The sequence below is a fragment of the Micromonospora sp. WMMD734 genome (genome assembly GCF_049178975.1).
Taxonomy (GTDB): Bacteria; Actinomycetota; Actinomycetes; order Mycobacteriales; family Micromonosporaceae; genus Micromonospora; species Micromonospora wenchangensis.
Window position 1 is genome coordinate 3,211,581 of sequence record NZ_JBMHMK010000001.1, and the last position, 20,333, is coordinate 3,231,913.

Genomic DNA, 20,333 nt, shown 5'->3' on the forward strand with positions numbered 1-20,333 from the left:
CAGGTTGGAAATCGGAGTGGCGACACGACTTAACCAAAGAATAAGGGAGCAGGGGTTGCTTTTCGGCAGGCGAGCAAACGAATGCCGCTTCGGCGAGGTTACGCCTGATTGACCGGAAAGTCGGCGATGCGGTGACGGCCCGCCCACCGGGTGGTCAGCGGCGGGCCGCCGCCAGCGCCGCCCGCATCGCGTCGACCGGTGCCGGCACCCCGGTGAACTGGGTGAACTGGCCGACGGCCTGGGCCAGCAGCAGATCCAGCCCGGAGACCACCCGCCGGCCGGCGGCCAGCGCCGAGGCCGCCAGCGGGGTCGGCCACGGGTCGTACAACGCGTCGAAGAGCACCGTGGACGGTCCCCAGTCGACACCGGCCGCGACCGGGTCGGCCACCCCCCTGGGCACGGTGGAGACGACCAGGTCGGCCCGGATGTGCCCGGCGGCGTCGGACCACGCCGCCGGGACCAGTTCCACCCCGACCGCCGACGCCACCGGCCGTAGCTGCGCCACCGCCTCCGCGCGCCGGGCCACCACCGTCACCGTGGTCGCACCGAGCCGGGCGGCGGCGGCCAGGGCGGCGCGGGCGGTGCCTCCGGCGCCGAGCACCGTCACCGCGGCACCGGGGCGCACCCCGGCCCCGGTCAGCACGTCCACCATGCCGGTGACGTCGGTGTTGTCGGCGTACCACGAGCCGTCGGGCCGGCGGACCAGCGTGTTGGCCGCGCCGACGGCGGCGGCGACCGGCGACGCGGTGGCGGCCACCGCGAGCGCCGCCTCCTTGCCCGGCATCGTCACCGACAGCCCGGCCCACTCCGGGCCCAGGCCGGTGACCAGCGCCGGCAGCTCCTGCGCCCCGCACTCGATCCGGGTGTACGACCAACCGTCGAGCCCGGCCGCGGCGTAACCCGCATTGTGGATCACCGGGGAGAGGGAATGTGCGATCGGCCGACCGAGCACCGCCGCCCTCACCGGCAGTTCTCTCCGCTCAGCACGCCGTTGGTGCACATCTTGCGCTGGAGCTCGCGGAAGTCGGCATCGGTGGTGCCGTAGCCCATGGTGCCCTTCTTGTCGATGGTCATGAAGTAGACCCAGGTGCCGTTGGGCGGGCTCATCGCCCCCTTGAGGGCGTCCTCGCCGGGGTTACTGATCGGGGTGATGGTCAACCCGTCCGCGCCGTGCGTCCGGTACGGGTTCCTCGGGTCGTTCAGCTCGGACTGCTTGAGGATGTCGGAATCCTTCGGGTCCTTGCCCTGCAACCGCAGCCAGTAGTTGATCGCGCTGTCGATCTCCAGGCACTTGCAGTGGTAGCGGTCGGTGTAGACCCGGTTGTAGATCACCCGGGCCACCTTCGGCATGTCCACGTGGTTGACCGACTCGGCCTGCGCGATCGACGCCGTGATCAACGCCTCGTACGGGGAGATGCCCCGGTCGGCCTCGACCGTCTCGACGAACTTCATCTCCCCGGTCACGTCGAGGAACTTGTCCACCATCAGCGACAGGATCTGCGCGGCGGTCGCCTTCGGCGGCAGCTCGTAGGTGGCCGGGTAGAGGAAGCCCTCCAGGCTGCGCGGCCCCTTCTTGCCGTCCTTGCGGTTGAACCAGAACTCCGGCACGCCCAGCTTGACCGGGTCCTTCGCGGCGGCCTTGAACTCGGCGACCGGGATCCTGGTCTCCTTGGCCAGCAGGTCGTAGATGGCGAGCGTGATCATGCCCTCGGGGATGGTGACCCCGTTGACCACCCGGCTCTTCGGGTCCAGCAGCAGGATGAGCGCGTCGCTGGCGCGCATCTCCTTCTTGACCTTGTACCGGCCGACCTGGATGTTCTTGCTGAGCGCGTTCTCCTCGGCCGCCTCGATGAACGCCTTGGTGCTCTTGACCACCCCGGCGTCGTAGAGGGAGTTGCCGATGTCGGTGGCGGTGTCGCCCTGCTTGACGTCGACGAGCGCCTCACCGGTGCCCGGCCCGTCGAAGTCCGGGGTGATGAAGTGGTTACGGATCCGGTCGAAGCCGTAGAAGGCACCACCGCCGATGCCGCCCAGCAGCACCAGGGCCATGAACAGGGCGAAGATGGTCCTCCCGGTGCCACCGCCCGACTTGCGCCCGCCCGACGTGCCGTTGCGTCGGTTGACGAAGCCGCGCCGGTGCCGGCCCTTCTCCCCCCTCTCCTGCTCGTCGAACCCGAGGTCCAGATCGTCGATCATTCCGTCCGCCTCCGCTGCGCTTCCAGCCAGCTCTGCAGGATCTCGACCGCGGCGGCCTGATCCACCACCGCACGTTGGCGCTTTCCCCGGACGCCACGCTCGGCAAGCCTACGAGACGCGACGACAGTTGACATCCTCTCGTCGGTGAGGGTCACCGGAACCGGGGCGATCACCTCCGCCAGCCGGCTCGCGTACGCCAGAACGTGCTGGGCCGCCGGGCCGTGCCGACCGGCCAGGTTGACCGGCAGTCCGACGACGACCTCGACGGCCTCGTGCTCGACGACCAGCTGCGCGAGCTGGGCAAGGTCGCCGGGCACCGCGTCCGGGCCGGTGGTCAGGTCCCGGGCCAGGGTGACCAGCGGAGTGGCCAGGATCCCGTGCGGATCGGACCGGGCCACCCCCACCCGGACCTGCCCGACGTCGACGCCCAACCGGACCCCACGGGACGACTCACTCACGGATGGTCACCCTCCCGGTGACAGAGCCAGGGCGGACCAGCTCGGGTCCGCCCTGGCTCGGGTGCTGTTCCGTCACGCGTCGGCGATCGCCTTCTCGACCGTGAGCAGCAGGTTCGGTGCCTCGGTTGCGGGCAGGCCACCGCCCTGCGCCACGTCCTGGCTGCCCCCGCCACGCCCGGAGAATGCCGCCTTGACCAGGTCGTTCGCTGCCAGGCCACGCCCACGGGCCGCCGCGTTCACGGCCACCACCAGGGATGCCTTGCCGTTCGACCGGGCCGCCACCGCCACCACAGCCGGTCGCGCCGGGTCGATCTTGCCACGGATCTCCTGGGCCAGGGTCCGCACGTCGTTGCCGGCCGCGCCCTCCGGCGCCTCGGTGCCGACGTACGCCACCCCCCGGACGTCCTTCGCCTGCCCGGCCAGCGCCGCCGCCCCACCCAGCACCAACTGGGCGCGGAGCTTCTCCAGTTCCTTCTCGGCGTCACGCAGTTGGGTGACGGTCTGCTCCACCCGGTCGGCGACCTGCTCGCCGGGCACCCGGAACAGCTCCGCCAGCCGGGACACCAGCAGGTGCTCGCGGGCCAGGAAGCCGAACGCGTCCATCCCGACCAACGCCTCGATCCGGCGCACCCCGGAACCGACCGACGCCTCGGAGAGGATCTTCACCAGGCCGAGCTGGGCCGAACGGGCCACGTGGGTGCCGCCGCACAGCTCCCGGGCGTAGTCGCCGACCTCGACGACCCGCACCCGCTCGCCGTACTTCTCGCCGAACAGCGCCATCGCGCCGATCCGCCGCGCCTCCTCCTGGGTGGTGATGAAGGCGTTCACCTCCAGGTCCGCCAACAGCACCTCGTTGACCTGCTGCTCCACGTCGTGCAGCACGCTCGGCGACACCCCGGCCGGAGTGTTGAAGTCGAAGCGCAGCCGGCCCGGCGCGTTCAACGAACCCGCCTGGGTCGCCGACTCGCCGAGGAAGTTACGCATCGTCTGGTGCACCAGGTGGGTCGCCGTGTGCGACCGGGAGATCGCCCGGCGGCGGGTCACGTCGATCTCGGCGTAACCGGTCTCACCGGCCCGCACCTCGCCCCGGACCACCTTCGCCCGGTGCACGATCAGCCCCGGCACCGGCTGCTGCACGTCGAAGACCTCGACCTGGCCGGCGCCCACGGTGATCAGCCCCTGGTCGGGCTGCTGACCGCCGCCCTCGGCATAGAACGGGGTGGTGTCGAGCACCAGCTCGATCGTCTCCCCCTCGACCGCCGCGCCCACCGTCGCGCCACCGCGCAGCAGCGCCCGGACCCGGGACTCCCGCTGCAACTCGGTGTAGCCGGTGAACTCCACCTCACCGCCGTCGTCGCGCACCGACCGGTACGCCGACACATCGGTGTGCCCGGTCTTGCGCGCCTGCGCGTCGGCCTTCGCCCGGTTGCGCTGGTCGGCCATCAGCCGGCGGAAGCCCTCCGCGTCGACCTGCAGGCCCTGCTCGGCCGCGATCTCCAGGGTCAGGTCGATCGGGAAACCGTACGTGTCGTGCAGCTGGAACGCCTTCTCCCCCGACAGCGCCGGCTTCCCCGCCGACCGGGTCTCCGCGATCGCCGTGTCCAGGATCGTCGTGCCCGCCCGCAGCGTCGACAGGAACGCGTCCTCCTCGGCGTACGCGTACTGGGAGATCCGGTCGAACTCCTGCGCCAGCTCCGGGTACGACGGGGACATGCAGTCCCGGGCCACCGGCAGCAGCTCCGGCAACGCCCGCTCCTGCCAGCCCAGCAGCCGCACCGCCCGGATCGCCCGCCGCATGATCCGGCGCAGCACGTAGCCGCGCCCCTCGTTGCTCGGCGTCACCCCGTCGCCGATCAGCATCAGCGCGGTCCGCACATGGTCGGCGACCACCCGCAGCCGTACGTCGTCCGGGTGCGACTCGCTGGCCACGTGCCCGGAGTGCGCGCCGTACCGCTTGCCGGTCAGCTCCGCCGCCCGGTCCAGGATCGGCCGCACCTCGTCGATCTCGTACAGGTTGTCGACGCCCTGCAGGATCGAGGCCATCCGCTCCAGGCCCATGCCGGTGTCGATGTTCTGCGCCGGCAGGTCACCCAGGATCGGGAAGTCCTCCTTCCCGCTGCCCGGACCCCGCTCGTACTGCATGAAGACCAGGTTCCAGAACTCCATGTAGCGGTCCTCGTCGACCGCCGGGCCGCCCTCGCGGCCGTACTCCGGGCCCCGGTCGTAGAACAGCTCCGAGCACGGGCCGCACGGGCCGGGGATGCCCATCGACCAGAAGTTGTCGGCCTTGCCCCGGCGCACGATCCGCTCCGCCGGCACCCCCACCGACCGCCAGATCTCGAACGCCTCGTCGTCGTCGAGGTAGACCGTCGGCCAGACCCGCTCGCCGTCCAGCCCGTAACCGCCCTCGGCGACCGGCTTGGTGACCAGGTCCCAGGCCAGCGGAATCGCCCCGGCCTTGAAGTAGTCGCCGAAGGAGAAGTTGCCGTTCATCTGGAAGAACGTGCCGTGCCGGCTGGTCTTGCCGACCTCGTCGATGTCCGGCGTGCGCAGGCACTTCTGCACGCTCACCGCCCGCCGGTACGCCGGGGTCTGCTGCCCCAGGAAGTACGGAACGAACTGCACCATGCCGGCGTTGACGAACAACAGGTTCGGGTCGCTGATGGCGGGCAGCGGAGCGGACGGCACCACGGTGTGCCCGTTCGCCTCGAAGTGGGCGAGATACCGCCGCTTGATCTCCGCCGTCTTCATCGCTGGGGTTCCTCCGGAAAGATCTCTCGGTCACCGATGCGCGGGTCCTCCCGCAGCTCGGCGAACTGGTCGTCGAACGCCTCACCGCGGGCGAACGCCTCGTGGATCTCCTGCTCGCGCTCGGCCATCCCGATCCGTACGTCCTCCACGAAGCTACGCAGCGACTCGACCAGACCGCCAGCGGATTCGGACAGCCCACTGGCGATGCCGGCCGGGGTGTACGCCTGGGCCGTCCGGGTGGCCTTGCGGACCACCACCACGCCCACGGCCAGCCCGATACCGAGCCAGAAAAGTCGCCTCATGTCCCCTATCCTCCTGTGCGCCGCCGGCCCGGGGGTCAGCGGTTGCCGCGCCGGGCGGCCCGACGCTGCTGCTTGATGGTGTCGCGCACCTCACGCTCGGTCTCCGCGGTCCGCCGCGCCGACGCGGCCCGGCGCACGCCGTACCCGAAGGCCGCCACCTTCACCAGCGGGTTCGCCGCGGCGGCCGAGACGACGGTGGCCAGGTTCGCCACGTTCGCGGTGACGTTCTGCGCGTGGCTGGTCATCGTGTCGACCTTGGCGAGCTGGAGGTTCACCCCGTCGAGGGAGGTCTGCACCTGCTCCAGGGCCACGTTGACGTTCTTCACCGTGGTGTTGACGTCCCCCAGCAGCGGGGCGGTCTGCTCGTTGAGGTCGTTGATCATCCGGGTCGTCGCGTCCACGGTGTGCCGCAGCCGCAGGATCGGCACCGCCAGCACGAGCACCAGCATCAGGAACGCGCCGGCCGCGATCAGCGCAGCGATCTGTCCACCATCCACGCAAGTCCTCCTCAAGCAGGGTTCCGGGGCCCGACGCCCCGGAACACGCGACCCCGATTCCCGCCGTCGCGGCGTGACCCGCACGGGGTCATCGGAAGCAGGCGGGCCTGCCAGCCCCAGACCCTACCGTCCGTGATGGAAGCCGGCTCAGGATGGTGAGCGTGTCAGATCGCCGAGCGGATCATCGGTGATCGTCGGGAACGGGTCCTCACCGGTCAGTGACGGGTCGGTGCTCGGCTGTGGCCGGGTCCGCTCGTCGTCGATCGCGTTACGGACCTTCACCGAGACCAACGAGCCGGTGCACTCTCCCGCCGCGGGCTCCACCGGGGTGGCCGGCGGCGCCGCCGGGTCCCCGCTGGCCTGCGGTGCCGCACAGGTCGGCTCCCGCACCCACAGGTCGAGGGTCAACTCGTCGCGCCGCCAGCAGGTGTAGCTGCCCTTGGCCGGCTGTTCCGGGCAGCGGGTGACCTCCCACCGCCGCCAGCCCTCCGCCCGCAGCGCCTGCTCGTAGACCCGGGCGGTCTCCTCAGGCGTCCGGTCGGACTCCACCGTGCGCTCCCGCAACCGGCAGTCCTGCAGGCACCATCGGCTGCCACTGACGTTGTCCACCGTCTTGGCCGTCGCCCAACCGGGCACGCCCAACTCGTCAAGGGTGTCGAAGACCGGGTCCCGGCTCAACGTCCGCATCCCGAAATAGAGCGGGAGCGCCCCGAGGAGCACCACGCTGACCAGCACCAGGACTCCCAGCCGCAGCCGACGCCGCTCCCCCGACCGGCGTCGCGGCCCGGTGGACGCGTCGGAGTCGACGTCCGACGCGTCGTCCCCGGCGGCCGGGCGCAACGGCCCGCCGGCCGGGCCGTCGGAATCGGACCGGACCTCCTCCGGCAGGGGCACCCGGGCCACACCCGGCCCGTCGACCCGTCCGGATGGCACGGTGGCGGAACCCGCCGCCCCCGCCCGGTCGGCGGGACGCACCGGCGGAGCGGCCCGACCGACGGGTTCCTCCTGTCGTACGCCCGGCGCGGTGGCCCGGGCCGCCGCCGTCGCGGCGACCCCGGCCGCACCGGCGGGCCGGGCAGCGGCATCGGCCGCCGGGCCGGGCCGCCGGGCCCCCTCCGGCCGCGCCGCACGACGCGGGTCGTCGGCGGGGACGGGTGGACGGGCGGTGCCGGTCGCCGGGCCACCCACCCGCGCGGTGCCGGCGGCGGGGCCGCCCGGACGCGCGGTGCCGGCGGCCGGGTGGGCCGTATCGGAGGCCGGGCCCCCCGCGTGCGCGGTACCGGCGGCCGGGCCGGCCGGGCGGGCGGTGCCGGCGATCGGACGGGCGGTGCCGGCGGCCGGGGCGTCCGGACGGGCAGTGCCGCGCGACGGTGCGCCGGGGCGCGGTGCCCGTGGATCGGGCTCGCCGAGACGCGGGCCACCCGGGCCCGGGACATCGGGGCGGGGGCCGCCGGGCGGTCCCGCCGGGCGGGGAGCGTTCGGGACCGGGACACCCACCCGGGGGGCACCGGAGGTGGGTGCCGGGGCGGCACCGTCCCCACCGGTGTCACCTGACGGGCGTACCACAGGTGGGGACGCCGCGGCACGCGGACCGCCGGCGACCGGTGCGACGCCGGGCCCCGGCACGGCGGCCGTGGCACCGGTCCGGGGCCCACCGGGCGACGTTCCCCGACCGCCGGTCGAGCCGGACCCGTCCGGACCGCCAGGGCCGTGGGACCGCGGGCCACCCGGCACCGGCGCGCCGCCGGGCACCGGAGCCGAGCCACCGGCGCGGGGACCACCGGGCACCGCCCCCGGGGAACCGGGACGAGCGCCCCGGGCCGGGTCCGGCGACGGACCGGCATCGGCGTGGACGCCCCGGGCGGGACGGTCGGGCCCGTGCGGCCCGGGGCCGGCCGGGCGGCCGGGCGTCCCCTCGGGCGGCTGCGGACGGGCCGTCGCCCGGGCGGGACCGGGCTGGTCGGGCCAGGGCGGCCCGGACTGCTCCGGCCGGGACGGCCCGACCGGGGTGCCGGTCGGCTCCGGGCCACCCCGACGGGTGGGGGCGGCCGGGGTGGCGCCCGCCGACGGGTCCGACCGGCCGGGCGGCGGGGTCGACCGGTTCAGCACCCGCAGGGCGGGGTCGGTGTGCGAGGTACGACCGGCCTGGCGCAGCCAGTCGGCCGGACGCTCCGGGCGGTCGCCGCGGGGCCGCTCGGCGGGCGTGGGCGGGACCGTCGGCTGGCCGCCCGTCCCTCCCTCGTCGGGCCGGCTCCGCCGGACCCGTGCCTCGTCGGCGTCCGGACGGGCCCGGGGACCGGGGGCGTCGGTGCCGGCCGGGTACCGCCAACCACCCGACGGCTCGTCGTCGTCGGGGCGGGCCCGACGACCCACTGGCGCGTCGCCGTCAGGGCCGGGCCGGTGGACGGCCGGTTCACCGTCGGGGCGGGCCCGACGGCCGGGTGGTGCGGCGACGTCGGTGGGCGGGCGACGACGCCCGTTGTCGTCCCGGGCGGCCGGACCGGGCCGGCCGGGTACCGACGGGACCGCCTGCGCACCCGGTGCGGCCGGCGTCACCTCGGGCAGCGGCGGCGCGTTGCCGGTCAGCGGTACCAGCGGCTGGTCCGGCTCGGCCGCACGCCGACGGCCGGCCCGCTCGGCGGCCGGCCGGTCCGCGGGCTCGCGGCCCACGCCGGTCGCCGCGTCAGCGGGACGCCCCGGTGCACCGGGGCCGGGCTCGGTCGGGTCGGGACGCGGGCCCACAGGTGCCACGGCGGCGGCCCGTGGGCCGCCGGCCGACGGGCCGGGCAGCAGCCCGGCACCGGTCGGGGCACCCGCCCCGACCCGGGGGGCACCGCCCGGGTCCACTCCGACGGAGGCGGAGCCCGGACCGGACCTGGCCGGCTCGGCCGGTGCCGCCCGTCGACCTCCCGGACGGTCGTCCGGCACCGTGCGGCGGCTGCGCAGGGGCGGCTCGGCGGGAGTCACGACGCCGGGCCGCTCCTCAGGCACCGCCCGGCCGGCCGGTGGCACGGCAGCCGGGCCACCGGGGGGTGGGCCGCCCGGGGCCGCACCACCGGGGCCGGCCCGGCCGACCGGAGGGGCCTGGCCGGCCTGGGGGGGCTGACCCGGCGGGGGTGCCTGACCGACCGGAGGTGCCGGGCGGCCGGGTCCGACACCGGGAACCGACGCACGGCCGGGGGCCGGGACGGCGGCCCGGACCGGGCCGGCGCCACCGGTGCCGGGGTCGGGACGGGACGCCTCCCCGGGCCGCTGCGGGCCCGGCCGGCCGGGCGAGGCCGGGTCCGGCCACGGCCCCGCACCGGGGCGTGGGCGCTGCTCGGGTGGCGCGGGCCAGCCCGGCCCACGGACCGGCGGGGCGGCCGGACCGGCGGCGGGTGGCGGCCCGTCGGGGTGGGGCGTCGACCGGCCGGGCCGGGCCGGATCGGCACCGGCCGGCACCGGACCCGGCCGGGTCATCCCGGCCGGCGGCGGCTCGACCGGGCCACCGGGCTGCGGCGGGCGGGCGACACCCGGGGCCGCCGGCCCGGGGCGCGGACCCGGTTGACCGGGGAGCGGGGCGGCCGGTGGCCCGGACTGCGGCCGGACGGCCGGCGGTGCCGGCTCCGGGCCGGTCCCGGCAGGCGTCGGGTGCGGTCGGGGATCCGGCTGCGCGGGGCGGGGACCGGCCGGTTCGGGGCGGTGCACCGGCTGACCGACGCGCGGCGCGACCGGCCCGGACTGCGGCGCGACCGCGCCCCGGCCGGCAGGTGGCACGGCCGGGGGCCGCACGGGCGGAACCGGGCCGCCATCCGGGCCGAGTTCGGTGCGCTGCTGCTTGGCCGTACGCAGGTCGTCGATCCAGCCGAAATCCTCGCCGACCGGCTCGGGCGGGGTCTCGTCGCCGCCCCGCCCCCGGCCCCACCGACGTCCCTTGGCGCGGGGTTCACGCCGCTCGTCGGGACCGTCCTGCGGTTGCTCCCCACCTCGCGATGTCACTGCCGAACCTCCCCGGCGGCGTCGCCGCCGTCCTCATCCGCCCCACCGGCGTGCCCCGTGCCCGACGGGTGCCGGCCGTTGACCACCGGCACCGGACCGTCGGGGCGCGTCGCCGGGGCGGACAGCCCCCGGACGATCCGGCGCAGCAGGGGCAGCCGGGCGGCCACCGACCGCTCGGCCCCGTGCCCGCTGGGCCGGTAGTAGTCGGTCCCGACGAGGTCGTCGGGAGCGTACTGCTGGGTGACCACCCCGCGCTGGTCGTCGTGCGGGTAGCGGTAACCCGTGCCGTGCCCGAGCCCCCGGGCGCCGGCGTAGTGCGCGTCGCGCAGCCCGCGCGGCACCGCGCCGCCCCGGCCGGCCCGCACGTCGGCCATCGCCGCCCCCAGGGCGGTGGTCGCCGAGTTGGACTTCGGCGCGGTCGCCAGATGGATCACCGCCTGGGCCAGGTTGAGCTGGGCCTCGGGCAGACCGACGTACTCCACCGCGTGCGCGGCGGCGGTCGCCACGCTCAGCGCGGACGGGTCGGCCATGCCGACGTCCTCGCTGGCGAAGATGACCATGCGGCGGGCGACGAACCGGGCGTCCTCCCCGGCGACCAGCATCCGGGCCAGCCAGTGCAGCGCGGCGTCGACGTCCGAGCCGCGCATGCTCTTGATGAACGCGCTGGTCACGTCGTAGTGGGCGTCGCCGTCGCGGTCGTAGCGCACGGCCGCCACGTCCACCGCCTGTTCGGTGGTGGCCAGGTCGATCCGGTCGACGCCGAGCGCGGTCGCCGAGGCCGCCGCCGCCTCCAGCGCGGTCAGTGCCTTGCGGACGTCGCCGCCGGCGAGGCGTACCAGGTGGTCCTCGGCGTCGGTGGCCAGGGTGAGCGTGCCGGCGAGGCCGCGCGGGTCGGTCACCGCGCGGCGCAGCAGCGCGCGCACGGCGTCGTCGTCGAGCGGCTGGAGGGTGAGTAGCACGCACCGGGACAGCAACGGCGAAATGACCGAGAAGTACGGGTTCTCGGTGGTCGCCGCGAGCAGGGTGACCGTGCGGTCCTCGACCGCGGCGAGCAGCGAATCCTGCTGGGTCTTGCTGAACCGGTGCACCTCGTCGATGAAGAGCACGGTCTGCGGGCCACCGGAACGGCGCTGGCGGCGGGCGGTCTCGATGACCGCCCGGACGTCCTTGACCCCGGCGGTCAGCGCCGACATGGCCACGAACCGGCGGTCGGTGGCCCGGGCCACCAGGTGGGCGATGGTGGTCTTGCCGCTGCCCGGCGGGCCCCAGAGGATGACCGACAGCGCCGCGCCACCGCCGACGAGCTGCCGCAGCGGCGCCCCGGGCGCGAGGAGGTGTTCCTGCCCCACCAACTCGTCGATGCTCGCGGGTCGCATCCGCACCGGCAGCGGGGCGTCCTGCCCGACCGAGGCGAAGTCGTCGACGCCGACGGAACCCGCGGGGGCGCTGGGCGCCGCGGCGGGTGCACCGAGGGAGAACAGGGCGTCGGAATCCATCAGGAAGACAGTACCGGGCGCGGCCCACGACGCCGGAATCGCGCCGTGGACCGCGCCCGTTCTGATCCGTTGCGGTCAGCCGCGGCCCGGCCGACGGCCCCGGTACCACCGGCCGCCGCCACCGCCGCGCGGGCCGCTGCCGACGCCGGCCAGGTAGAGCGAGAGCAGCAGCAGGCCGATCAGGACCAGGGTGTTCCAGTTGAACAGGTCGGGGGCGCCGAAGTTGGTGTTGAGCAGGTCCAGCAGCAGCGCAAAGCCGAAGACGACGGCCGCGAGGATGGCGAGCATGGTTATGTCCTCCGGTAGGGGGTCCCAGTAGGTCGGCCCGGATGTACCCAAACGGTCGACTCGTCAATCTCCATGGTGGAGATCGGCGTCGGTGGGGTGTCCCACCCGGCCGGGTTCTAGGCTGGTCGCATGATCGACACCGACCGGGAACTCGCCGGCCGGCCGGCTGTCCTCGCCGCCACCGACCACCACCCGTTCGTCCGGCACGCGGTGCGGCTCGACGACGCGCCCCGCGCCTGGGCCCGCGACGGCGCGGTGGCCTGGCTGCTGCCGGCGGCGGGGACCGACCGGGCCGGCGGCGTCCTCGGCCCGGTCGACGCGGCGGTGGAGCTGGTCGCGGCGCTGGTCGCCGACGGGGCCGTCGGCCCGGGACAGTACCTGCAGCTGCCCCGGGCCGACCGGGAGCTGCTGGTCGACCGGTTCGCGGCGACCCGGGTCGACGACTGGGACTTCCTCTGGACCACCGCCGCCCCACCCCGGCAACCCGGACAGGAGCGGGTGGTCCGCCTCGGTCGGGCCGACCACCCGGCGCTGGCGGCGCTGATCGACGACGCCTTCCCCACGTCGTCGTCGCGCCCGCAGGACCCGACGGTCGCCGGCTGGTACGGCATCTGGGACGCCGACCGCCTGGTCGCCTGCGGTGCCGACCGCAGTCGCGGCGACGTCGGCTTCCTCGCCGGACTCACCGTCGCCCGCGACCGGCGGGGGCGCGGGCTGGGCACGGCGCTGACCGCCGGGATGACCCGGGCCCTGCTCACCCGGTACGACCACGTCGCGCTCGGCGTCTACGCGGACAACCTGGCCGCGCTGCGGCTCTACCGTCGACTCGGCTTCACCGGCACGCTACGGCGCAGCTCGGTGTGGCTCGGCTGAGGCCGCCGCGCCGCCCGGCGGGACGCCCCCGGCTGGGCCGGTCCCGGCTGCGGCCCCGGCCGGTTCAGCCCCGGGCCCGGGTCCGGGTCCGGCCGGACCGGTCGCCGGCCCGGCTCCGGCGGGCGTGGCCGGGGCGGCCCGGCGACCGGCCCACCAGGCGGGCAGGTAGAGCGGGGCGGCCACCGCCAGCGCGACCGCGCCGACCACCATCGCCGGGCCGACCCCGGAACGGTCGGCCAGGGCGGTGAGCAGCACCGCGCCGAGGGCGAACCCCGGTTGCCCCATCATCGAGTTGAGCGAGATGACGCTGGTCCGGTAGGGCCCGTCGACCTGTCGGTGCAGCAGCCCGAGGTGCAGCGGGTTGGACGCGCCGTGGACGGCGTAGCAGGCCAGGTAGGCGACCAGCACCCCGGCCGGGCCGGCGAGCAGCCCCATGCCGAGCACGGTGACGCCCTGCAGGATCCGCAGCAGCCCGGCGGCGGGCGCGGCACCGAGCCACCGCAGCAGCAGCGGGGTGGCCGCCGCGCCGGCCGCCGAGACCAGCCAGGCCGCCGAGTTGGCCGGGCCGAGCAGCGCCGCCGCCCGCTCGGGGTCGCCGACCACGTCGGCGAGCCGGATCGGCAGCAGCGACTCGAAGGTGACCATGCCGAAGCCCCAGAACAACTCCACCGACACCAGCGCCAGCAGCACCCGGGAGCGGCGCAGCAGGCCGACGGCCTGACCAACCATCCGGGGCGCCGCCACGACCGAGGCACGCAGCGCGCGGCCACCCCGGGCAGGGCCGGTCTCGACCAGCAGGACCAGCAGGACGACCAGGGCGACGGCCTGGAGGGCGGCGGCGACCAGCACCGGTACGGTCAACGCGCTCACCGGCCCGACCGGGCCGAATGCGATGAGGCCGCCGCTGAGCAGCGCACCGGCGGCGATGGTGAGGCCCGCGACGGTGCCGGCGAAGCCGAGGCCGGGTTCGTAGTCGGCGTCGCGGTCGGCAGCCAGTGTTGACTCGACATACCAGGAGTCGAGCGGGCCGCTGTCGAGCGCCCGGTAGACCCCCTGCAGGGCCCAGACCAGGAAGAACAGCGCGAACGAGTCGGCCACCGCGAACAGCCCGAGCGACAGCAGGCTCACCGCCCAGGCGGTGACCAGGACCACCCGGCTGCCGAGCGCGTCGGCCAGGCCACCGGTGGGCAGTTCCAGCGCCAGCACGACCAGGCCCTGGGCGGTGGAGACCAGGCCGATCTGGGACAGCGTCAGGCCGCGTTCCTGCATCAGCAGGATCATCACCGGGATGGTCAGGCCGGTGGGCAGCCACCGCAGGCCGTAGAGGGTCAGGTAGCGGAACCGAACCTGGCGTACGGTGAGCGCGCTCATCGGGGCCCCTCCAGCAGCGGGTAGGCGGCCAGGAACACCTGCACCGGACGGGCCTGCGGATCGGCGGGCGCGTGTTCCGCCTCGCGGTGGTACCGCTCCAGCACCTGCCACACCTCCGCGGTGAGCGCCGCGAGCCGGTCCGGTGCGACGGTCAGGAAGATGTCGCTCATGCCGATCGCGTCCCGCCATGCGGGGGTCGCCTCGTGCTGGGTGGCGAACCAGCGTTCGGCGTGCTCGACGAGCAGGCGCACCTGGTCTCCCTGGATCCACTCGATCGCGGCCCGCGCGTCGGGGTCGTCGTCGAAGTCGGTCGGTTCCCAGTTGGTGACCTCATGGGCCGCCTGCCACCAGCGCTGCCGGCCGGTGCCCCGGTCAGGGTCCTCGGTGACCAGCCCGACCTCGGCGAGCTGCCGCAGGTGGTAGCTGGTGGCGCCGGTGTTGGTGCCGAGCAGTTCCGCCAGGGTGGTGGCGGTGGCGGGCCCCTGCACCCGCAGTGCGCCGAGCAACCGCATCCGCAGCGGGTGTGCCAGCACCCGTACCTGCCGCTTGTCGATCCGCACCTCGCGCGGCACGGGTCGGGGGGTGGGTCCGTCGTTCGCCATGACCGCACGGTACCTGTGCACAGTTTCTATGCACAAGAGTTTTGCATAGAAACTGTGCAGCATCACGGAGGGGCCGGCAGGCAGGGCGGGGTCAGCCGGCGAGGAGTTCGGCGACGCCGCGCAGCCGGGTCCGGAGCAGACCGACCGCGCGGGAGGAGTCCAGGCGTACCTGCGCCGGGCGGACCAACCCCGACGACCGCCCGGTGGCGGTGGTCATCCCACCCGGGTCGAGCCCCTCCCGCCGGGCCACCAGCAACCCCAGTTCCGCCCGGCTGACCGCGTCGGGGCCGGCGACGTTGAGCGGCCCGGCATACGACGACGTAGCCAACTCCAGTACGGCGCAGGCCAGGTCGGTCACGTCGACCGGGCAGCGCAGCTCGTCGGTGAACAGGACGGCCCGCCCGGCGAGCGCGTCCCGGCAGAGCTGGATCTGCTTGCTGCCCTCCCCCACGATCAGCGAGGTACGCACCAGCACGGCGGACGGGTCGATCGCCCGGACCGCGGTCTCCGCCGCCGCCTTCGCCGCACCGTAGGCGTGGACCGGGCTGGGCGGCTCCTCGTCACCGTAGGGTTCGGGACGTCCACCGTGCAGCGCGTCGCTGGACAGGTGCACCAGCCGCGCCCCCGCTCCCTCCCACCACGAGCATCCGCATCCCACCACTCTCCCGTAACGATCAGGAGGTTTGCGTCACCTCGGCGAGCGATGATGACGCAAACCTCTTGATCAACGATGCCGGGTAGGCCGGGCCGGGTTCCGGGTGGGGCCGGGTTCCGGGTGGTGGGTCAGACCGGGTCGGCGACCGGGGCGGCCGGGCCGGCGGTGCCGGTGGACGCCACGGCGGCGGGCTTGGGCTTGGCGTCGATGCCGGCCTCGGCGCGCTGCTGCCCGGTGATCGGGGTCGGGGCGCCGGTCAGCGGGTCGAAGCCGCCCCGGGTCTTGGGGAAGGCGATCACCTCGCGGATCGAGTCGGCCCCGGCCAGCAGCATGCAGACCCGGTCCCAGCCGAACGCGATGCCGCCGTGCGGCGGGGCGCCGTACTTGAACGCCTCCAGCAGGAAGCCGAACTTGTCCTGCGCCTCGGCGGGGGTGATGCCGAGCAGGTCGAAGACCCGCTGCTGTACGTCGCCCCGGTGGATACGGATCGAGCCACCGCCGATCTCGTTGCCGTTGCAGACGATGTCGTACGCGTACGCCAGCGCCCGGTCCGGGGCCTGCTCGAACCGGTCGACCCAGTCGGCGTTCGGCGAGGTGAACGGGTGGTGCACGGCCGTCCAGCCGCCCTCGTCCGTGCGTTCGAACATCGGCGCGTCGACCACCCAGCAGAACGCCCAGGCGCTCTCGTCGACCAGCTTGGCCCGCTTGGCGATCTCGATCCGGGCCGCGCCGAGCAGTTCCTGCGCCTCCCGGGTGTTGGTGCTGGCGGCGAAGAAGACCGCGTCGCCCGGCTTGGCCCCGACCGCGTCGGCCAGCCCGCCCAGGTGCTCGGCGGAGAGGTTCTTGGCCACTGGGCCGCGTGCCTCGCCGGTCTCGGCGTCCAGCACCACGTACGCCAGGCCCCGCGCGCCGCGCGCCTTGGCCCAGTCCTGCCAGCCGTCGAGTTCCTTGCGGGTCTGCGCCGCCCCACCCGGCATGACCACCGCGCCGACGTAGCCGCCCGCGTCGATCGCGCCGGCGAACACCCGGAAGGCGGTGCCGCGCAGGTAGTCGGTCAGCTCGGTCAGCTCCAGGCCGTAGCGCAGGTCGGGCTTGTCGGAGCCGTACCGGGCCATCGCGTCGTGCCAGGTGATCCGGGGGATCGGCCGGGAGATCTCGTGACCGGCCAGGTCCTTCCAGAGCGCCGCGACGATCGCCTCGCCGAGGTCGATCACGTCGTCCTCGGTGACGAAGGACATCTCGATGTCGAGCTGGGTGAACTCCGGCTGCCGGTCGGCCCGGAAGTCCTCGTCGCGGTAGCAGCGGGCGATCTGGTAGTACCGCTCCATGCCGCCGACCATCAGCAGCTGCTTGAACAGCTGCGGCGACTGCGGCAGCGCGTACCAGCTACCGGGCTGGAGCCGGACCGGGACCAGGAAGTCGCGGGCGCCCTCGGGGGTGGACCGGGTCAGCGTCGGGGTCTCGATCTCCAGGAAGTCCCGCTCGTGCAGCACGGTGCGGGCGAGCTGGTTGGCCCGCGAGCGCAACCGCATCGCCTTCGCCGGGCCGCTGCGACGCAGGTCCAGGTAGCGGTAGCGCAGCCGGATGTCGTCGCCGGCCTCGACCTGGTCGTCGACCGGAAGCGGCAGCGGCGCGGCCTCGGAGAGCACCTCCAGCGCGCTGGCGGTCACCTCGATCTCGCCGGTGGGCAGCTCCGGGTTCTCGTTGCCCTCGGGGCGGCGGGTCACCTCGCCGGTGACCTTGACGCAGAACTCGTTGCGCAGCGCGTGCGCGTCCTCCTCGCGGAACACCACCTGGACCACGCCGGAGCCGTCGCGCAGGTCGACGAAGATGACACCGCCGTGGTCGCGCCGGCGGGCCACCCACCCGGCGAGCGTCACCGTGGTGCCGGCGTCCGTCGCGCGCAGGCTGCCGGCGTCATGGGTACGGATCACGACTTGCGTCTCCTCATCTGCGGTACGGCTGTTCCCCCGCATTGTGTCAGCCGCCCGGTCCGCCCGGTTGCGGGGTGAGCAAGGCCGGCCCCGCCCACCGGACGCGCGGAACGGGCCGCCGGTGTCCCCGACGGCCCGTTCACGGAGGTGGATCGGATGATCCGGAGGTGGATCAGATGATGCTGACGCCGTAGACGCTCAGCGGCTCGGTGACGGGCTGGAAGTAGGTGGTGCCGCCGCGGGTGCAGTTGCCGCTGCCGCCGGAGGTGAGGCCGATCGCGCTGCTGCCGCTGAACAGCGAGCCGCCGCTGTCGCCCGGCTCGGCGCACACGGTGGTCCGGATCAGGCCGGAGACCGAGCCCTCGGCGTAGTTCACCGTGGCGTTGGTGGCCGTCACCGAGCCACCCTTGACGCCGGTGGTGCTGCCGGAGCGCTGCACGCTCTGGCCGACGTAGGCGTTGGCGGCGCCGGTGACGTCCTGGTAGCTGCCGTTGTAGAGGTAGACGTTGCCGGTCGCGTTGGCGGCGTTGCTGTGCCGGACGATGCCGTAGTCGTTGCCCGGGAAGCTGGTGCCGGTACGGGTGCCGAGCACGCTGGTCTGGCCGGAGTTCGAGTACCAGGTCGAGCCGATGTTGGTGCAGTGCCCGGCGGTCAGGAAGAAGGTCTGACCGGCGCTGTTGCGGACGTTGAAGCCGAGCGAGCAACGGCCGCCGCCGGTGTAGATGGCCTGGCCACCGGAGATCTTGGTGCTGAGCACGCCGGCCTCGGCCTCGATCCGCACGGTGCCACCGGTGCGCGCGGCGGCGGCCTTGACCCGCTCCAGCTTGGCACCGGTGACGGTGCTGTCGACCGACACGACGACCTGGTTGGTGGCGGCGTCGGTCCACCACGCGGTGCCGGGGATCTTGGCCGACCGCTCCAGTTCGGCGGTGGCGGAACGGAGCTGCGCGGCACCCCGGGTGACCAGCTTCGCGGTGGCTCCGGCGGCGCGGACCTGCTTGGCGGCGGCGGAGTCGGTGACGGCGACGATCATCTTGCCGCTGGCGTCGGCGTAGGTGCCGGCGGCCCGGTCGCCGAGGCGCTCGGCCAGGCTGGCGGCGGCGTCGGGGGATGCGGGCGAGGCGGGGGCCGCCTGGGCGGGGGCACCCATGAGCGCGCCGGTGACCAGGGTTCCGGCCATGGCGACGGCGGCGGCGTGACGGAGTGAGGACCTCGTGGGTCGCATGTAACAACCTCCGAAAGGGGGTGACGGGCGGCGTCACGGGGACGCACCCGGGGACAACCCGGCCGACCTGGGGAAATCGGCCAAGTGACTGAAGTATTCACATATTTAAGATCGTAAGCAAGACATGAGTTTGCCCGGATTCACCCCACCAGCGGTTATGACGGTCAAGCAACACGGTGGACACATCCATGTCAGACCCACGCCGGCCCGGCCGAGCCGACCGCCGAGGATCCCGTCCGCCCGACCACCGCCGGACCCGGCTCCCGGTCGGCCGCGGTCGACACGACTCCCCCGCCGGGACCACCGACCCCGACCGCCTCGACCGCCCCGGCACCCGACGGGAGAGGGCACCCCAGCCCGTCACGCAGAGCCGCCACACGCCACCCCCTTGCTCTGCCGCCCTGCCGGCGACAGTCACGGGGGGTAGCGGGAGCCGGGGCCGGCCCCACCGAAGATCATCGGTCGACCGCAGGCCAGGTCGGTGGTGCCGGGCGGGCAGCAGAGCAAAGCGCGGAGAGGTGGGACACCAAGGAAGGCCGGCAAGTTACGTTAAGTCACCAAGCCGGAAAGGCCGCCCTGCGTCACCCACGGTGACCGGCGGACAGGGCCGGAGCGAAAGCGGCGCTCGCGCCGGCGACGCGCAGCCCGGGACCGCCCACCCCACCGGCCCCACCGGGGACAGGTGCGGGAGCGGACGGTTCCCGGGCGGGACGTTCAGGCGCGGGCGGCCAGCTTGGCGGCGCGGGCGTCGCGCTTCTCCTCGAACCGGGACGCGGCCTGCTCCAGGCCGTCCAGGTGGGCGGCGATCCGGTCCCGGGCGGCCTCGCCCTCGGCACCCAGGCCGGCGACGTTGAACACGTCCCACTGACGCAGCACCGGGGCGACCACGTCGTCGCGGTGCTGACGCAGGTCGTAGATCCCGGCCAGGGCGATCGTCACCGACTTGCGGGTGAAGCCCTCGATGCCGACGCCGGGCATCTGGAAGTCCTCCAGCACCTCGGCGATCGCCCGCATCGTCTGGTCGGGGGCCACCTCCAGGGCCGCCCCGAGCAGGTTGCGGTAGAAGACCATGTGCAGGTTCTCGTCGGCCGCGACCCGGCTCAGCAGCGCCTCGCAGACCGGGTCACCGGTGATCCGGCCGGTGTTGCGGTGCGAGATCCGGGTGGCCAGTTCCTGGAACGACACGTACGCCAGCGAACGCAGCATCGACGAGTCGTGCGAGTTGCTGTAACCGGCGGTCATGTGCACCATCCGGGCCCGCTCCAGGGCCACCGGGTCGACCGCCCGGGTCACCGTCAGGTAGTCCCGGATGGCGGTGCCGTGCCGGCCCTCCTCGGCCGTCCACCGGCCCACCCAGGTCCCCCACGCCCCGTCCGGCCCGAACAGGCTGGCGATCTGGTGATGGTACGAGGGCAGGTTGTCCTCGGTGAGCAGGTTGACGATCAGCGCCGTCCGGGCCACCTCGGGCAGCGTCGAGTCCCCCTCCGACCACGCCTCGCCGCCGAGCGGGCCGTCGAAGGTGCGCCCCTCGCTCCACGGCACGTACTCGTGCGGGAACCACTCCTTGGCCATCGACAGGTGCCGGTCGAGGTTCTTGGCGACCACGGGTTCGAGTTCGTGGAGCAGCGCGGTCTGGCTCAGCTCGGTCACAGGGGCCCTCCCTACGGTGGCGTAACTTACGCCACCGTAGGTCCCCGTCTGCGTACG

16 protein-coding genes are annotated in these 20,333 nt (G+C 74.3%); 1 reads left to right on the plus strand and 15 read right to left on the minus strand.

Annotated elements, in window-relative coordinates:
* Positions 1-154: 154 nt before the first annotated feature.
* The 9 genes from ACN267_RS13625 to ACN267_RS13665 all read right to left on the minus strand — a co-directional run bounded on the left by ACN267_RS13625 (position 155) and on the right by ACN267_RS13665 (position 11,966).
* Positions 155-964 (minus strand): shikimate dehydrogenase, encoded by an 810-nt coding sequence (locus ACN267_RS13625; protein ID WP_421488834.1) that lies wholly within the window; start codon positions 962-964, stop codon positions 155-157.
* On the minus strand, positions 961-2,196 hold the full coding sequence (gene mltG, locus ACN267_RS13630) for an endolytic transglycosylase MltG (RefSeq protein WP_421488835.1): 1,236 nt from the start codon (positions 2,194-2,196) through the stop codon (positions 961-963). Before mltG ends, ACN267_RS13625 begins: the two co-directional genes overlap by 4 nt.
* Positions 2,193-2,654 carry a Holliday junction resolvase RuvX gene (ruvX, locus tag ACN267_RS13635; protein ID WP_421488836.1) on the minus strand — a complete coding sequence of 154 codons (462 nt, stop codon included), beginning with the start codon at positions 2,652-2,654 and terminating at the stop codon, positions 2,193-2,195. The genes mltG and ruvX overlap by 4 nt, the downstream gene beginning before the upstream one ends.
* Positions 2,655-2,726: 72 nt before the next feature.
* Complete coding sequence (gene alaS, locus ACN267_RS13640; protein WP_204961368.1) at positions 2,727-5,405, minus strand: alanine--tRNA ligase; 2,679 nt, start codon at positions 5,403-5,405, stop codon at positions 2,727-2,729.
* Positions 5,402-5,707, minus strand: a complete 306-nt coding sequence (locus tag ACN267_RS13645) for a hypothetical protein (protein WP_067312326.1) — start codon at positions 5,705-5,707, stop codon at positions 5,402-5,404. Before ACN267_RS13645 ends, alaS begins: the two co-directional genes overlap by 4 nt.
* 35 nt (positions 5,708-5,742) lie before the next feature.
* Positions 5,743-6,204 carry a DUF948 domain-containing protein gene (locus ACN267_RS13650; RefSeq protein ID WP_088647310.1) on the minus strand — a complete coding sequence of 154 codons (462 nt, stop codon included), beginning with the start codon at positions 6,202-6,204 and terminating at the stop codon, positions 5,743-5,745.
* 147 nt (positions 6,205-6,351) lie between these two features.
* Entirely contained in the window at positions 6,352-6,951 is a 600-nt protein-coding gene (locus ACN267_RS13655; RefSeq protein ID WP_372446020.1) for a hypothetical protein, read from the minus strand.
* A 3,227-nt stretch (positions 6,952-10,178) separates the two neighbouring features.
* Positions 10,179-11,678: a replication-associated recombination protein A gene (locus ACN267_RS13660; protein WP_204927609.1), complete on the minus strand. Its 1,500-nt coding sequence runs from the start codon at positions 11,676-11,678 to the stop codon at positions 10,179-10,181.
* Between the two features lie 75 nt (positions 11,679-11,753).
* Complete coding sequence (locus tag ACN267_RS13665; RefSeq protein ID WP_067307861.1) at positions 11,754-11,966, minus strand: hypothetical protein; 213 nt, start codon at positions 11,964-11,966, stop codon at positions 11,754-11,756.
* Between the two features lie 129 nt (positions 11,967-12,095).
* On the opposite strand from ACN267_RS13665, the gene ACN267_RS13670 reads away from it, so the two are divergent.
* Positions 12,096-12,839, plus strand: coding sequence for a GNAT family N-acetyltransferase (locus ACN267_RS13670; RefSeq protein ID WP_421488837.1), 744 nt, complete (start codon positions 12,096-12,098; stop codon positions 12,837-12,839).
* Here ACN267_RS13670 and ACN267_RS13675 read toward each other — a convergent pair.
* The 6 genes from ACN267_RS13675 to ACN267_RS13700 all read right to left on the minus strand — a co-directional run bounded on the left by ACN267_RS13675 (position 12,810) and on the right by ACN267_RS13700 (position 20,276).
* Positions 12,810-14,210 carry an MFS transporter gene (locus ACN267_RS13675; protein WP_421488838.1) on the minus strand — a complete coding sequence of 467 codons (1,401 nt, stop codon included), beginning with the start codon at positions 14,208-14,210 and terminating at the stop codon, positions 12,810-12,812. The two genes, ACN267_RS13670 and ACN267_RS13675, sit on opposite strands and share 30 nt — an antisense overlap.
* The gene (locus ACN267_RS13680) at positions 14,207-14,812 is read right to left on the minus strand and encodes an ArsR/SmtB family transcription factor (protein WP_421488839.1); all 606 of its coding nucleotides are present in this window, start codon (positions 14,810-14,812) and stop codon (positions 14,207-14,209) included. The genes ACN267_RS13675 and ACN267_RS13680 overlap by 4 nt, the downstream gene beginning before the upstream one ends.
* A gap of 91 nt (positions 14,813-14,903) precedes the next feature.
* Positions 14,904-15,473: a sugar nucleotide-binding protein gene (locus tag ACN267_RS13685; RefSeq protein ID WP_421488840.1), complete on the minus strand. Its 570-nt coding sequence runs from the start codon at positions 15,471-15,473 to the stop codon at positions 14,904-14,906.
* 122 nt (positions 15,474-15,595) lie between these two features.
* Complete coding sequence (aspS, locus tag ACN267_RS13690; protein ID WP_421488841.1) at positions 15,596-17,401, minus strand: aspartate--tRNA ligase; 1,806 nt, start codon at positions 17,399-17,401, stop codon at positions 15,596-15,598.
* Positions 17,402-17,573: 172 nt separating this feature from the next.
* A complete protein-coding gene (locus ACN267_RS13695) occupies positions 17,574-18,626 on the minus strand; it encodes a S1 family peptidase (RefSeq protein ID WP_204961362.1) in 1,053 nt (350 codons plus the stop codon).
* 714 nt (positions 18,627-19,340) lie between these two features.
* A complete protein-coding gene (locus ACN267_RS13700; protein WP_204961361.1) occupies positions 19,341-20,276 on the minus strand; it encodes an acyl-ACP desaturase in 936 nt (311 codons plus the stop codon).
* Positions 20,277-20,333: the final 57 nt, after the last annotated feature.